14 protein-coding genes are annotated in these 15,515 nt (G+C 41.3%); 9 read left to right on the forward strand and 5 right to left on the reverse strand.

Annotation, left to right across the window (positions count from 1 at the left end; all coding sequences use genetic code 11):
* Window positions 1–2: 2 nt before the first annotated feature.
* Complete coding sequence (locus ACVW0P_RS00380) at window positions 3–989, reverse strand: DUF4271 domain-containing protein (protein ID WP_457130316.1); 987 nt, start codon at window positions 987–989, stop codon at window positions 3–5.
* A 73-nt stretch (window positions 990–1,062) separates the two neighbouring features.
* A complete protein-coding gene (locus ACVW0P_RS00385) occupies window positions 1,063–1,509 on the reverse strand; it encodes a DUF1569 domain-containing protein (protein ID WP_457130317.1) in 447 nt (148 codons plus the stop codon).
* A gap of 271 nt (window positions 1,510–1,780) precedes the next feature.
* Here ACVW0P_RS00385 and ACVW0P_RS00390 point away from each other — a divergent pair, with 271 nt between their 5' ends.
* From ACVW0P_RS00390 to ACVW0P_RS00405, 4 genes are all read left to right on the forward strand, one after another.
* A complete protein-coding gene (locus ACVW0P_RS00390) occupies window positions 1,781–2,593 on the forward strand; it encodes a hypothetical protein (RefSeq protein ID WP_457130318.1) in 813 nt (270 codons plus the stop codon).
* Between the two features lie 88 nt (window positions 2,594–2,681).
* Window positions 2,682–3,803: a radical SAM family heme chaperone HemW gene (gene hemW, locus ACVW0P_RS00395; RefSeq protein WP_457130319.1), complete on the forward strand. Its 1,122-nt coding sequence runs from the start codon at window positions 2,682–2,684 to the stop codon at window positions 3,801–3,803.
* A 110-nt stretch (window positions 3,804–3,913) separates the two neighbouring features.
* Window positions 3,914–4,462 carry a fasciclin domain-containing protein gene (locus ACVW0P_RS00400; protein WP_354428358.1) on the forward strand — a complete coding sequence of 183 codons (549 nt, stop codon included), beginning with the start codon at window positions 3,914–3,916 and terminating at the stop codon, window positions 4,460–4,462.
* A 463-nt stretch (window positions 4,463–4,925) separates the two neighbouring features.
* Window positions 4,926–5,807 (forward strand): cupin-like domain-containing protein, encoded by an 882-nt coding sequence (locus ACVW0P_RS00405; RefSeq protein WP_457130320.1) that lies wholly within the window; start codon window positions 4,926–4,928, stop codon window positions 5,805–5,807.
* Here the strand turns inward: ACVW0P_RS00405 and ACVW0P_RS00410 are convergent.
* Together ACVW0P_RS00410 and ACVW0P_RS00415 are read right to left on the reverse strand one after the other, a co-directional pair.
* Window positions 5,804–9,625 carry a two-component regulator propeller domain-containing protein gene (locus ACVW0P_RS00410; RefSeq protein ID WP_457130321.1) on the reverse strand — a complete coding sequence of 1,274 codons (3,822 nt, stop codon included), beginning with the start codon at window positions 9,623–9,625 and terminating at the stop codon, window positions 5,804–5,806. The genes ACVW0P_RS00405 and ACVW0P_RS00410 overlap by 4 nt on opposite strands.
* 184 nt (window positions 9,626–9,809) lie before the next feature.
* Window positions 9,810–10,067, reverse strand: coding sequence for a hypothetical protein (locus tag ACVW0P_RS00415; protein WP_457130322.1), 258 nt, complete (start codon window positions 10,065–10,067; stop codon window positions 9,810–9,812).
* Between the two features lie 137 nt (window positions 10,068–10,204).
* Between ACVW0P_RS00415 and ACVW0P_RS00420 the strand changes: the two genes are divergently transcribed.
* On the forward strand, window positions 10,205–10,876 hold the full coding sequence (locus ACVW0P_RS00420; RefSeq protein ID WP_457130323.1) for a hypothetical protein: 672 nt from the start codon (window positions 10,205–10,207) through the stop codon (window positions 10,874–10,876).
* 11 nt (window positions 10,877–10,887) lie between these two features.
* Here the strand turns inward: ACVW0P_RS00420 and ACVW0P_RS00425 are convergent, their stop codons facing one another.
* Window positions 10,888–11,310, reverse strand: a complete 423-nt coding sequence (locus ACVW0P_RS00425; protein ID WP_457130324.1) for a YybH family protein — start codon at window positions 11,308–11,310, stop codon at window positions 10,888–10,890.
* Between the two features lie 242 nt (window positions 11,311–11,552).
* Between ACVW0P_RS00425 and ACVW0P_RS00430 the strand changes: the two genes are divergently transcribed.
* From ACVW0P_RS00430 to ACVW0P_RS00445, 4 genes are all read left to right on the forward strand, one after another.
* Window positions 11,553–12,437: a carbohydrate kinase family protein gene (locus ACVW0P_RS00430; protein ID WP_457130325.1), complete on the forward strand. Its 885-nt coding sequence runs from the start codon at window positions 11,553–11,555 to the stop codon at window positions 12,435–12,437.
* Between the two features lie 13 nt (window positions 12,438–12,450).
* A complete protein-coding gene (locus ACVW0P_RS00435; protein ID WP_457130326.1) occupies window positions 12,451–12,675 on the forward strand; it encodes a hypothetical protein in 225 nt (74 codons plus the stop codon).
* Between the two features lie 118 nt (window positions 12,676–12,793).
* On the forward strand, window positions 12,794–13,894 hold the full coding sequence (locus ACVW0P_RS00440; RefSeq protein WP_457130327.1) for a vWA domain-containing protein: 1,101 nt from the start codon (window positions 12,794–12,796) through the stop codon (window positions 13,892–13,894).
* A 114-nt stretch (window positions 13,895–14,008) separates the two neighbouring features.
* Entirely contained in the window at window positions 14,009–15,508 is a 1,500-nt protein-coding gene (locus ACVW0P_RS00445; RefSeq protein WP_457130328.1) for a sigma 54-interacting transcriptional regulator, read from the forward strand.
* The last annotated feature ends 7 nt before the right edge of the window (window positions 15,509–15,515 follow it).

Raw genomic sequence — 15,515 nt, forward strand, 5'->3', positions numbered from 1 at the left:
TTCTACCTAAATCCTATATTAAGTGCCTTAATCAATATTAATATGGGGCAAATTTCAAGGGCACAAAGATAGACAAATAAATAAAATTTATGAAATCGAAAATTTGAAATAATACTTACGCTGCTACGCAAGTACTGCCATATAAATATCACTATCACAAATAGTAATGTAAGTACCAGTAAAAAGGGAATAAATTTATCGGCTATAAGGCTGAAACATAGCGCTACGGGTAAAAAAACAAAGGTTATATTAAAATATGTAAGTGATAAGGCCGAGATATATTCGGACACTAACTTATTGATATCAAACACAAAGCCTAAGAACTTTAATACCAGGAACTTACTGGCAAACAGCGCTATAATAACGAACGAGAGGGTTGCAAAAAGCTGGAAACCGGCAATGGTGTAGTAAACTTTATAATAACCTGTGGTTAACAAATAAAGGAACAAACCGCAAGTAAAACCAAATAATAAGAACAAACCCGCAAACGTCCAAAAGTTGATAGGGCTATCCTCCTTACCCGCCTGTGTGCTGCTTTTTCGGTTGTAAAACGATTGGAAAACGTTGCTCATATCCTTGCTGGAGAATATGTTTAAGCCCGATGCAAATAATAACAAAATGATAATAATGGCAATAACCCAAATATCGCGCGATGGCCTTGTGTGCCCATATCCCTGCTTACTTCTCGCTTTGGTAGATAAGCTAAAATACAGGTCGCCTTTGTAAGCATTGGCTTTTAAAATGCTATCCACGAACATGTTGGGGCGGTTAGGATCTGGTGCCTGAACATATAACATCGCAAGGGAGTCCGACTCGAATTTTTCACGGGCCGCTGTAGCATGCGCAACCGAATCTAAAAATGGCAACGGGCCTTTAAACCTTGAGCGGATGCGGACGCTATCTGCAGGCTTTTGTACCGAATCTGCCTGCGCGTAAGCAGCAGTGCATCCTGTAACAACCATAAATACCAAACAAATAAACCAGCGCATGTAAATATAACCCGTGTATGGCGGCAAATTTAGGCAAATAAAAGCGGTTAGGCTAAAGCATGCGAAATTTCAACTACTTACCAAATTGCCTTAGGTGATGGTCGCTGTGTTTATAAACCAAATAGCCAATTTGCTCTTTCTCTATCTTCCCGAAAAAGGGGTGCGTAATACTCGTGTTAGTCGAATTGGCATATTCTTCTAACAGTGCTATCCAATGTTTTTTTGCCGCGAAAAAATCGCCGGTGGTTGATGCCTCTACAAGGGCCGGAACCGTTGGGGTACTTTTACTAAGTAGGCTCTCATCTTTGGTTAATGATCTTAGCGCTATTTTGCCAAATATATAGCCGATGATGGCTCGTTTAAATTGCGTTTTTCCGAGCATCATCTCCTCGTACAAAGCACAATGTCTCACCATTTGATAGGCATTCATTTTGCCCCATTCAGCTTTGGTGTCCTCGGTTAAACTGTTGATACGATCTATCAAACCGTCGCGGGTGAGTTTGTCAAATATAGTTTTCATTATCCGTTGGTGTAAGTTAAGCAAACTTAAGCACTCCCCACAAGATCCAAGGGGGTTATTATGACAACTTAACGGGGCAAATGCGCCAATCATCGTACAAAACAGAATTACTTATCTTTGCGGCATGGCCGGAATATATTTACTAATTGATATTCAGTATCTTATTTGTTAAGAGTAACAAATAAGTAACAAACGGAATTAACGAAAGTTGCCAAATTAAGGGTCAGTTTACATGGTATGTAATACGTCATCGGTTTTCTATCTTAGAACTATGGAAATAAATTTAATTGCAAGGAATAAGATAGCAGATTATATTCAGCAGCATCCCGAAGCGCAAACAGTTTTTTTAAACTGGCTTAAGAATTTTCCTTATATGGAAGCAAAAAGCATAACCCGGCGAATTAAAAGATCATCACCAGAAGAATTTACTCGTGCATCCTCCCCATTAAATAATGGCGAATACCAAATTTTTTATGACACTAATTACGCGCTTAAAACTGCCTATATTTCTTGGTTGGGTACGCAAAAGGAGCTGGAAGATTATATGCAGGCCGAGTTTGAACAGCAACGGGCCCAAAATCCAGGTTTAGAATTTCGAGTCAAAAGAACAAATGTTGTACTTATTCCGCCACCACCGATGACCTCCTCAATAAAGCATGCGGAAAAAACAATGTTAAATACTGATGGCAACTCAGGTAATATTAATATAAATGGAGAAGTAACATTACATTCCAGCACACCTTACTTAGAAAGCAATCGGGATTTTAGAACGAAGGTTGAATATGAACAAGCCCTAAACAAAGCCATCGCTATTTTTGAGGCCCAACCAGATACACCCGAATTTGAGGAGTTAAGTTCATTGCTGCCACTAATAAATCACTATGAAGATACCAAACTTATTTTACCTCAATTGGATATATCTGATGTTATTAGGCTTACTATAAAAAACTTCGACTTACTCAGGCCGATATTAGAACCCATACTTGGTCGGCAAGAGGAAGTAGACCTGTTCCTTGCAGGCAAACAAAAACTCCCAGAAGAAACGCTTAAGTTAATATGTAATAGTCTTGGAATCCGATATTAATCTAAGCCATTTTTAACCTAAAATAGATTTAACACTCCGTCCATTTTTAAACAATCCTTAGCTTACTTTTGCATTTTAAAAATCTCTGATGGCCGGTATTTACATCCACATCCCTTTTTGCAAGCAAGCCTGCCATTACTGCGATTTCCATTTCAGCACATCTGCTAAGTATAAGGACGAAATGGTGGATGCCCTTTTAAAGGAGATAGCCCTTCAAAAAAGCTATCTCAGCAATGAAACTGTTGAAACCATTTATTTTGGTGGCGGTACGCCGTCGGTGCTTTCTGCCGATGAGATCATCCGCATTATCAATATCATTACCGAGTTGCACACCGTATCGGCAGATGCGGAGATAACCCTCGAGGCCAACCCCGATGACCTGGACCAGCAAAAAATAAACGCCTTCAGGCATACGCCGGTAAATAGGTTCAGCATTGGCATCCAGTCGTTTTTTGATGAGGACCTGCAATGGATGAACCGTGTGCACCGCGCCAACGAAGCCGAAGCATCGGTAAAGCGGGCACAGGATGCAGGGTTTGAAAACATTACTGTCGACCTGATATACGGCTATCCCATGCTTACCGATGTAAAATGGAAACACAACCTAAATAAGGTATTTGAACTGGGCATCCCCCATGTATCTGCCTATAGCATGACGGTTGAGCCGCAAACCGCGCTGGCTACCTTCATCAGCAAAAAAAAGCAGCAACCCATGAGCGAGGCTCAAAGCGCCGGGCAGTTCACCATAATGCTGGATGCTATGCAAAGCAACGGGTTTGAGCAGTACGAGATCTCGAACTTTTGCAAATCCGGCCAATATTCGCGCCATAATTCCAATTACTGGCGGGGTGTAAAATACCTGGGAATCGGCCCATCGGCACACTCTTTTAACGGCGATACCCGCCAATGGAATATAGCTAATAACACCAAATACATTAAAAGCTTAGTAGAAAATACTATCCCTGCTGAAGTAGAGATCCTGACGGAAACCAACCGATTGAACGAGTATATCATGACCGCGCTCCGCACCATTTGGGGCATGGACCTGGACAAGCTTGATAGTATTGCATCCGGCGCTAAAAACGATGTTTTAAAGGCCGCCAGGCCATATTTTGATGATGGCAGCATCGCCCAGAATGGCAATGTACTTACCCTTACCCCGCATGGCAAACTTTACGCTGATAACATAGCGGCAAGTTTATTCTTTTAACATTCAAAAAAAATTAGCAATAGCGAATGGTTGTTGGAATTATATCCTGCAATTAAAACCGCCTGCAATTTTACGGCGTATCTTCTTTCAAATAATTACACCTAAAAAACATGAAAAAATTAATCATCGCGGCGTTTGCTTTAGCAGCTATAGCAATAGCCCCAAACGCAAATGCTCAAACTAAAATGGTTGGTGGCGCAGCAATGTACCCAACAAAAAACATTGTAGAAAATGCTGTAAACTCTAAAGACCACACCACATTGGTTGCTGCTGTTAAAGCCGCGGGTTTAGTAGAAACTTTACAATCTGCAGGCCCGTTCACAGTGTTTGCACCAACAAATGAAGCTTTTGACAAATTGCCAAAAGGCACTGTTGAAACTTTGGTAAAACCAGAGAACAAAGCAACCCTTACAAAAATCTTAACCTACCACGTAGTAGCAGGTAAATGGAGCGCAGCGCAATTAGCAGCTAAAATCAAAGCTGGTAATGGTACTGCCGAGTTAACTACTGTTAGCGGCGGCGTTTTAAAAGCCATGATGGATGGTAAAAAAATATACCTTGTTGACGAAAAAGGTGGCAAAAGCTGGGTAACCATTGCCGATGTTAACCAAAGCAACGGTGTTATCCACGTTGTGAACACTGTGTTGATGCCTAACTAACGAGTTGGCAGTTAGTGGTAAGCAGTTAGCCTAAGTAGATGTGTGAGGCGAGAAATGCAAACTGTAAACTCCTAACTGCAACTTATTTATACTGTCTATGAAAGCCCGGTTGCAAAAGCGCCGGGCTTCTTTTTTTGTTGAAACCAAAGCACAATCGGCAGTTTAGATGTTATGCGTGTTATGTTTCGTGGGCCATCGAAGCCAAAAGCTTGTTCAACCTTACCATACAGTGGAAGTTTGACGATCTTAGTGAAAGGAATTTCCGGATAGGTTATACGAATTGGAAAGAAAAGCTTGCCATTAAACGTGCATATAAGGCTTTAGCAGCTGCCCAGCCCAGGTAGGTTTTGTAAAATTAACCTGTATTTAACAGTACCACGGTTTTTATTTTGTTATTTTGATAACTTTTTCGTGATAGTTGCGTCCTAATACAGCTATTGATAAAAATCCGATATTTAGAGATATGAGCTTTATACTGCACCCGATAGATACTGTTGATAACATAAGCCCCGAAGATTTTAAGAAAAATTACCTGGACCCGCGCCGCCCGCTAGTTATTAAAGGCATGACTAAAAGCTGGCCAGCCCGCGATAAATGGACGCCCGAATACCTGAAAGAAGTTGTTGGCAAAAAGGTAGTCCCTTTATACGATAACTCTAAAGCCGACCCATCAAAGCCTATCAACTCATCGGCTGCAGAGATGCCCTTTGATGATTATATCGACCTTATAAAATCGCAACCGACAGAACTGCGCATCTTTTTCTTCAATATATTTAAACAAGCACCGCAACTACTGGATGATATTGTATTCCCGAAAGACCTGATGGGTGGTTTTCTGGAAAGCATGCCATCTATGTTTTTTGGTGGCTCAAACTCCGTTACGTTTTTACATTACGATATTGATCTTCCGCACATCTTCCATACCCATTTCGGCGGCCGCAAGCATGTAATATTATTCGAAAATAAGTGGAAACGCCGTTTATACTGTATCCCCAATGCAACCTACGCGCTTGAGGATTATGATGTATCGAACCCCGACACCAAAAAGTTCCCTGCCCTTGAAGGTGTAGAAGGCACCGAGGTGTTCCTGGAACATGGCGACACCCTGTTTATGCCTACCGGCTACTGGCATTGGATGAAGTACATTGATGGCTCCTACTCGTTGAGTTTGCGTGCCTGGGATGCATCCATCACCCGCAAAGCTGCCAGCATTTACAACCTTGCTGTTAAAGGTGGTATAGATAGCCTGCTAAAAATGGCATTCAAAGAAAAGTACGCCAAATACCGCGAGCACATTGCCATTAAATGGGCCGAGCAGGAATTGGCCGCAGGCAAACCTTATTAAGACCTATTTCTGGTGGTGCTATCGCTTAAATTGTCTTTGAATGACTTTTCGAGATTTGTCATCAATTCTGCAAAACCTATTGGCTTAGACATAAAATAGTTCATCCCGGCATCCAAGCAATCTATCTTGTCTTCCGGCATTGCGCTGGCTGTCATAGCTATTATTATTGGTTGATCAACCCCTTCGCGTCTAATTTTCCGGGTTGCCTCTAAGCCATCCATTTCTGGCATTTGTACATCCATTAAAATCAAGTCAAATTTTTCAAGCTGAGCAATGTCGAAAGCCTCGCGTCCGTTATTTACAATAGATGGTTGGTAGCCAAATTTGTTAAGCACTTGCTTTATAACTTTTTGGTTGATCATATTATCCTCTGCAATTAAAATTTTCATCGGGAATTTTAAAGCGAACTCCGCGGTTATCGGTTTCGGATCGGGAACAATGGGATCAATGTGGCTTATTGACTGTACTTGGTTTACTTTGCACGCTGTGCTAAAAATTACCGTAGTGCCGGTACTTATTGTACTTTCAATCTTCATTGACCCGCCTAACAACTCAACAAGTCTCTCACAAATAACAAGGCCTAAGCCCGTGCCCCCATATTTGCGGGTAGTAGATGAATCGCCCTGCGAAAATGGCTTAAACAAACGAGATAATTTTTCTGCAGAAATACCAATACCGGTATCCACCACTTCAAATAAAAGCTTTAACTGATCGGCTTCCATATTAAGGAGCTTTACATTCACACACACCTGGCCAACTTTGGTAAACTTAACAGAATTACCTATTAAGTTTATCAACACCTGTTTTAACCGCAATTTATCGCTGATTATCTTACCGGGTATAGCGCCTTCCAAATTGCAGAACAACTTAATATTTTGTTTGGCTGCCTGCCCGCTAAATAATTTTAATACTTCTTCGATACATTGATGCAAATCAAATTCGTGATTATCTAAAACCATTTCTCCCGATTCTATCTTTGAAAAATCAAGAATATCGTTGATCACATTGATCAAGCTTTCGCCACTTATGCGGATGGTATCGGCATACTCCCTTTGCTCCGGGTCAAGGTTAGTTTCGCAAAGCAGGGATGCCATTCCCATAACCCCGTTCATTGGCGTCCTTATTTCGTGGCTCATGGTGGCTAAAAATATGCTTTTCGCCTTATTAGCCCTTTCTGCCTCCATCCTTGCTTCCAATTCCTGTTCACGCTGGTTTCTAAGTTCTTCAGATTGGGCTTGCAATTCTTCATTAATAGCGGTTAATTCTTCAGATTGATCCTGGAGTTCTTCTGCTTGTTTTGCTATTTCGGCGGTTCGTTGTTTAACTACACTCTCCAGCTTCAATTTTGTAGCTTGTATATCGTGTACACGAAATTTGTAATACCCGTATAATACGGCGAGCATTAGTACACAAACAAGCACCTTAAACCACCAGGTCTTCCAAAACGGGGCAATAATTGTAATCTTCAATTGCATCGGGTTTTTGTTCCAGATACCATCGTTATTGGCAGCCTTTACTTCAAATATATAGTCGCCCGGATCTAAATTAGTATAAGTAGCCTTCCGTTGTGCACCCACATAGTTCCAATCTTTTTCAAAGCCATTAAGCCTATAAGCATATTGATTTAAGGATGGCAACGTAAAGTTGAGCGCAGTGTATTCTATTGTGAAAACAGATTGCTGATAGTTCAGCTTCACCTCCGATGTTTGTGAAATGGCTTTACTTAACGGCGATTTTTTACCTATCCCGGTATTTCTGTTAAATAACTGGAACCCGCTTATTACCACTTTTGGCACAAAGTGATTTACAGGAAGAAAATCGGGATCTATAATATTAAAACCATTAAGGCCACCAAACAACAATTTGCCATTTTGGGTAACAAGGCTTGCACCTTTAGAAAACTCGGGGCCTTGCAATCCGTTAAGTATTGTAAAATGCCTAAAGTCTGAGTTGCCAGGCTTAAAGCGTACTAACCCATTTGTAGTGCTAACCCATATAAAACCATTTTTATCTTCGGTGATGCTATTTATAATGGAATAAACCGAGCCATCCACAAAACGATAGCCCTCAAACTTTTGAGTTTTACGGTTGTAAAAATTAAGCCCCCCGCCTATGGTACCCACCCACAAGTTCCCCTTGCTATCTTCAAAAATATCTGCAATGGTATTATTAGTTAACCCTGAATTGTACACTTTAAAATGTTTAAAGGTTTTACTGTGCGGGTTGTATAAGTTCAATCCATCATAAGTGCCTACCCAAATATGGTTGCCTCTATCCCTGTAAATTGCCCGTACATCATCATTACTTAAACTATTTACTGTGTCTCTTATATTATAATTAAAGCGCTCGTTCACGATGCCTTTATGAATTATGTTTATACCGCCTTCATCAAGGCCCACCCAAATATCACCGGCGTCATCTTTTAGTAACGCGAAAACCACGTTGCTGCTAAGATCCTTTTGTGAACTTCCTTTTCTGTAGTGAGCTATCCTGTGAGTTTTATCTCCCAGCAGATCAAGCCCATCCCCATACGTCCCTAACCATACCTTCTGATCGTCTTTCAACATCGATAGAACCTTTGGCCCGGTTAAGCCAGCATTGTCATGCGTTATCTTCTGTGTTAATTTATCTAAAAAATGCAAGCCACCGCCATCTGTGCCTATCCAAATATCATTACCGGCCTCCGCAAAACTTAAAATATGGTTATTAGTAAGTGCGTCCGGCAAACTTTTTTGATTAGAAAACTGCAAAAAAGAAGGGATATTATTGTCGTATTTTATAACTCCGGTTTCGAATGTGCCAACCCAAAGTGTTCTGTCAACATCCAATACGTAATTGATGGAATTTACTGTGTTATTAAACCTGTTGTATTTATGCTCAAAGGCTTGTTCGCTCTCGTTGAAAAGCTCTAACCCTTCTTCGGTAGCCACCCACATTTTATTATCGCCCGCATCAGTTAGGCTAAAAACGGAGTTATTTACAATTGTGTTGTTGTTACCTGCGCGGTGGCTGTAATGAGTAAATGATTGTTTTTTTGCGTTAAAAAGATCTATTCCTTCGTCAGCTGTAGCAATCCACAAGTCGCCATTGTTTTTTGTTAGCAAAAACCGAATGTGGTTACTACCCAAACTATTAGCGTCGCCACCGCTATGCGTGAATTTCGTATGCTTATTATTTTTATAATCAAATAAAATCAGCCCCCCCTCTGTGCCCAACCATAGTTTTCCGTCCTGTGCCTCAGCTATTGAATAAATGTGGCGATCGGGAAAATAATCTTTGTTTTTTTCATAGAAATAGCGCCTAAACTTTTTAGTTTTTATGTTATATAAATTTAACCCGGAGTAAGTCCCGATCCAAATATTGCCTTTTTTGTCCTGGCATATGCTCGTTATATCGTCATTTGAAAGAGTAGTTTCATCATTTTTATTAGCGCTGAGGTTATCAAAGGAGTCGTTATTTTTATCATAAATGCTTAAGCCGCCGCCGCCTGTACCTACTAATAAGTGGCCCGCTTTGTCCTCGTATAAAACATTAATGTTGTTTGCTTTTAAGCTGCTATTATCATTTGCATTATGGCGATATATTTTAAATGAGTAGCCGTCGTACTTATTTAGTCCGTCATCTGTGGCAAACCACATAAAGCCGGTTTTATCTTTCAATAAAAATTTAACGTTGCTGTGCGAAAGGCCCTCGCTGATGGTTAACGATGATTTATAAGCATTTTGATATTGTCCATAAATATCAGTGGGTATTGAAAAGAGAAAAATGGAAACACTAAAAGCAAATGCATGCAATTTTCGCAAAAATGATATGGTCATTAATAATAGGTCAGAAAAATATTAAACATATTAAGTATTTGCCACATTTAATTGGACCGGCTATGCTGTAAAATTGGACTATATTGGCTGAAACGTTTACGGTAATTCAAAAACAAATGTTTCAAATTAAGCGCTTTAGCGAAATTTATAATGTTTCTTAATTAGAAGAAAAGAACATCCGATTTCACCAGGTCGAGATTATTAATATTGTCGGCGATGCCTTTCGCTGTCCAGCCGGAGTGCCGTTATTTACATACTTCACATAGGGCAACTTATCTACCACATCATCCATATACCCTCTCGAGATCCGGTCTTTGGAGAGTTCCGGCCTCCCGTTCATGTAAGTTATCGAATCACCGATTGCCGTCCAGGTAAGTTGCTTTTGCGGGGCAAAAGAGGTGGTTATTATAAAGAGAAGGATAAGGGTGATGTGTTTTTTCATAGGTCGCGTTATTGGGTCTATAAATATGCATCTCGTTATCTCAGATGCTGCCCAAAAATTGAGATGTTTAAATAATTATGGAAACCCAGCGAAAGACAATCTCGAATTTATTCTTATCTTAACTATTTATAAAGGAAATGAATCGGAACGATATATTAAAATTTATTGAGGACAATCAAGGAGAAAGGATACTTGATTATTACGAAAAGTGCTATGAAAAAATAAAAGAACTCAATAAACGGAGCGATCAATTGACAATTTATGGGATTGTAATAGTTGTAATATACTACGTTTCTTTATATTCAAAACTTGATGGATTTGATTTAGGCCCTTTTAAAATATCAGATTTAAGCTTTTTTAAAAAGGTTTCAGCTCCCATGTTTATGTATGTATTTTTTGAATGGTGCATTCTTGCGTATCATCGAAGTGACCTAACTAAAATGATAAAATTTATATCATTAATGCTTTACACCCAAAAGATTGATAAAGATGATTTAAACAACGCGTATTTTAACGCTAACCTAAGACGCCTTTTACCTTTTTCCGTACTTATGGATTTGAATAGTGCAACTGGCGTTGACAAAGGGAAAACAGGTCTTATTTATTTACCCTTTTTAATATTACCCTTTTTACCATTTTGGGGGTTGTATGTAATGATTAAGAATTCAATTATTTCTTATGGATGGGATTCTCTATCGGTAATAAGCATTTTGGTTACGTTATATATCATAGCATGCTTGATATATTTTTATTATAATGTCGCAAAAAGGGTTATCAAAGAGCAAAAGGAAGATGATTTAAGTCTGTAGCCATTCACCCCTTAACTCGTATGGTCACAAACTATCTTCCACGCTCCTTTTATCTTTCTAAACCAGAGGGTAAAGTAACCACCGGGGGCATCTTTTTCGCGGGCAAGGCTCCAGGCACCCATTACAAAGGCGTCGGTTTTGCCGAGGAGTTGTACCTTATCAATTCTGAAAGTAAGCTTGCCCATCGCCGCCTTATCAGGGTAGCCTTTTTTGTAGCCTTCAAGCGTTTGCTGCCAGCCGTAGGTTGGCCCACGCTTGCCAATAAACATTAGCGAATCCGACTTCCAGTACCCTTGCATAAAACCATCCAGGTTGCCGTTGCTCCAGGCAACCTGCTGATCGCGCATCAGTTTCACTATCGCCTGCTTATCCTGCGCTTTAATAACAAAGCAGGTAGCAAGAAGCAGGTAACAAATTAGGAGGAGCTTTTTCATAGCCTAAATATAACCGGGATTTAGCAGATTTAAAAGGTTTAGGGGGATTTTGATTTGCACCAAGGGCTTTGCAGGTAGATGATTTATAAGATTTACCACACTATTGTTCAGGTGAACAACCAATGCATACTACACCTATGTGTTAAACAATTGTTAACAAATGTTACAACGTATTATTAAAAATTTAACATGCTTTACCATAAATCCTTTTTAGCTTTACCGCCTTACTGTTCCACTATTATATGAAGAATAAGGTTTTGTGCTTTGGTGAAGTTTTATGGGATGCCTTTGGCGATGAAAAGAAAGCCGGCGGCGCGCCAATGAATGTTGCAAGGCACCTGGTGCAGCAGCATGTTAACGTTTCTTTTGCCAGCCGTGTTGGGAGCGATGCTTCGGGCGATGAACTGGTGAAATTTTTGAAAGACAACGGCCTGTACTCGCCTATGATCCAAAGGGATAACAACCTGCCAACCTGTGAGGTTACTGTGGAGCTCGACGATAAAAATCAGGCAACCTACATCATACCGCAACCGGTATCATGGGACAAAATCCAATTGGATAATAATCTTAAAGATGGCGGTAAGGATGCGTCTATTATTGTGTTTGGCAGCCTGGCCTGTCGCGAAAAAACCACGCACGATACCCTGCTTAACTTGCTCGACGAAACGGACGCTACCAAAATATTTGATGTAAACCTGCGCCATCCGCATTATACACTGGCAACAATAGAGACCCTTGCGGCCCGCGCCAACGTAATAAAAATGAACGAGGAAGAGGCCGACCTGCTTATTGGGGGCGGTACCGGCGACCTTAAAAGCAAGATAACCGAGTTTCAGAAAAAGTATCATACCAAAACCATCTGCGTAACCCGCGGCGAGAACGGGGCCATCATTTGGCACGATTATGAGTTTTTTGAACACCCGGGCTTTACCGTTGATGTTGCCGATACCGTTGGTGCCGGCGATGCTTTTCTGGCTACCTTTATTGAAGGGCTTATCGCTAATAAACCCATCCCCAAAATATTGCTGAATGCTTGTGCTATTGGCGCGTATGTAACCACTCAGCGTGGGGCCAACCCGGTTTATAACCGCGATGAGATAGACAGTATTAAGAAAAGTTTGGTGTAAGCCTATACTATCAATGAAGGCCAGAAGAAACAAGTATGAAAAATTTACGGATGAGCTTTTTGCCAGATTAATTGAGATTGACGGCTTAAAAAAAATAACAATCGGTATTTTCTGTCGTAATTTTATAAACGATCCAAATTTAGCGCCACTATCTAATGTGGAATTGAACGATATCTGGTCTTTAGAAGTTGAAGACGTTGTAACTATCAGGTCTATTAATATTAAACGCTTAAGTTAAATTTAACAAAAGGCCTAATGTATTGTCATAACTAACTAACAATTCATCTTAATGCCTGCTATTTCAAACTTTCGAGTCAAATAATCCGTTACTTTATACTCATACGAAAGGGTAAAATATGCGTGGTTTTGGATTTTCAGAGTTTAAACCAGACCAGATCCCGAAAGGCGGATTTGAAGAATTACTAAAACTATTCCTGGAATTATTGAACTACACCGCCGGCGATGCCGGGGAGGCTTTATCGTGGCTTAACGAGTTGGATAAGCAGTACAACATCACCAATGATGAGTACGGCATGGGCGACTTTATTGACGAGCTAAAGCAAAAGGGTTACCTGAACGAGGATAACAAAAGCGGCGAGTTTAACATCACTGCCAAAACAGAGCAAAGCATCCGAACTTCGGCGTTAGAGGAGATCTTTGGCAAGCTTAAAAAATCGGGCAAGGGCAACCACCGTTCGCCGCAAAGCGGGCAGGGCGATGAAAAAAATGCTGAACGCCGGGAGTTTGAGTTTGGCGACAGCCTGGACCAAATAGACATGACGCAATCTATCCAAAATGCGCAGGTTAACCACGGCATTGGCGGCGATTTTATGATGACCGAGCGCGACCTGGAAGTGGAGGAGATGGATTACAAAACCCTTACTTCTACTGTGCTGATGATAGATATTTCGCATTCCATGATCCTTTATGGCGAAGACAGGATAACCCCCGCTAAAAAAGTAGCAATGGCCCTGGCCGAACTTATCCGCACAAAGTATCCTAAAGACACATTGGATATTGTGGTGTTCGGTAATGATGCCTGGCCTATAACTTTGCAGGATTTGCCTTATTTGCAAGTAGGCCCGTACCATACCAATACTTACGCAGGGTTAGAGCTGGCTACCGATCTGCTTCGCCGCCGTAAAACGCACAACAAGCAAATTTTTATGATCACCGATGGTAAGCCAACCTGTTTAAAGGAGGGCACCAAGTATTATAAAAACAGCATTGGGTTGGATAGAAAGGTGGTGAACAAAACGCTTAATATGGCCGCGCAATGCAAGCGGCTTAAAATACCTATCACTACCTTTATGATAGCGAAAGACCCTTACCTGCAGCAGTTTGTTCGCCAGTTTACCGAGACTAATGGCGGCAAGGCTTTCTACAGTTCGTTAAACAACCTTGGCGAGTACATTTTTGAAGATTACGCCAAGAACAGAAGGAAGAATGTGAAGTAGGTTCAAGACAGGAAGTCGGAATGACCGAAAGTCCGAAAGAAGCTACATCAAGTAAATACAACAGAATATATTCCGGACTTTCCGACTTGCGGACTTTCGGACAAAATAAACAACATGGATAAAAAAAATATAAAAACCCTTGGCGAGCTTAAGAAAAGCGGTTACAAGAGCCGTTCGGTTAAGGATGAGTTGAGGGCTAACTTAATTAAACAGCTACAGCAAAAAGAAGGTGGTTTTGAAGGCATCATAGGTTTTGAGGATACGGTTATCCCAGATCTGCAGACCGCCATCCTATCACGCCACAACATTTTATTATTGGGCTTACGCGGACAGGCAAAAACACGTATCGCGCGTTTGCTGGTAAACCTGCTGGACGAATATGTGCCGTACATCGAAGGATCAGAGTTATTTGACGACCCTTTGGCGCCCATCAGCTGGTTTGGCCACAGCACGGTAGAAAGCAAAGGTGATGATACCCCTATTGGCTGGATTCACCGCAGCGAACGTTACACCGAAAAACTGGCTACGCCCGATGTTACCGTTGCCGATCTAATTGGCGATGTTGACCCAATAAAGGCCGCCACCATGAAGCTTACCTATTCTGACGAGCGCGTTATCCACTTTGGGTTGATACCGCGTGCACACAGGGGGATCTTCGTGATAAACGAACTGCCCGATCTGCAGGCGCGGATCCAGGTATCGCTGTTCAATATTTTGCAGGAGCGCGATATTCAGATCCGTGGTTTTAAACTGCGCTTACCTTTAGATATCCAGTTTGTATTTACCGCCAATCCGGAAGATTATACCAACCGTGGTTCGATAGTTACACCGTTGAAAGACCGTATAGAAAGCCAGATACTTACCCACTACCCGCGCACGGTTGAGATCTCGCGCAAGATAACCCAGCAGGAGGCTTTACTTAGTGATGAGCAACGCAGCACAATTGAAGCTGATGGCTTGGTAAAAGACATGGTAGAGCAGATCGCTTTTGAAGCACGTAACTCCGAATACATTGATAAAAAATCGGGTGTATCTGCGCGCTTAACCATTTCCTCATACGAGAACCTAATCAGCAACGCCGAGCGACGAATGATCATTAACGGCGAGAAAAGCACGTTTGTCCGGATCTCAGATTTCCTGGGTGTCATCCCTGCCATCACCGGTAAAATTGAGTTGGTTTACGAAGGCGAGCTGGAAGGCCCGGGCAAGGTGGCAAACATCCTTATTGGCAAAGCCATTAAAACATTGCTGCTTCAGTTTTTCCCCGACCCGGAGAAATCCAAGAAAGCAAAAACACCAAACCCGTATGCCGAGATCATTAACTGGTTTAGTGATGGCAATACCTTATCGTTGGTTGATGACCTGTCGTTAGTCGATTATAAAAAATCGCTTAACGCAGTGCCGGGGTTAAAAGATGTGGTTAAAAAGTTCCATCCAAAACTGAGCGAAAACCAAACGTTACTGTTAATGGAGTTTATACTGCACGGTTTGGCCGAGTTTTCGCAGCTGAGTAAAGGATTTTTAGATAATGGGTTTGCTTTTTCGGATATGTTCAACAGCTTGTTTAACTTAGAGCCGGACGAAGATGACCTTGACATCGACGACCGTTACTAACTTTTTT

The organism is Mucilaginibacter sp. UYNi724 (assembly GCF_054057495.1).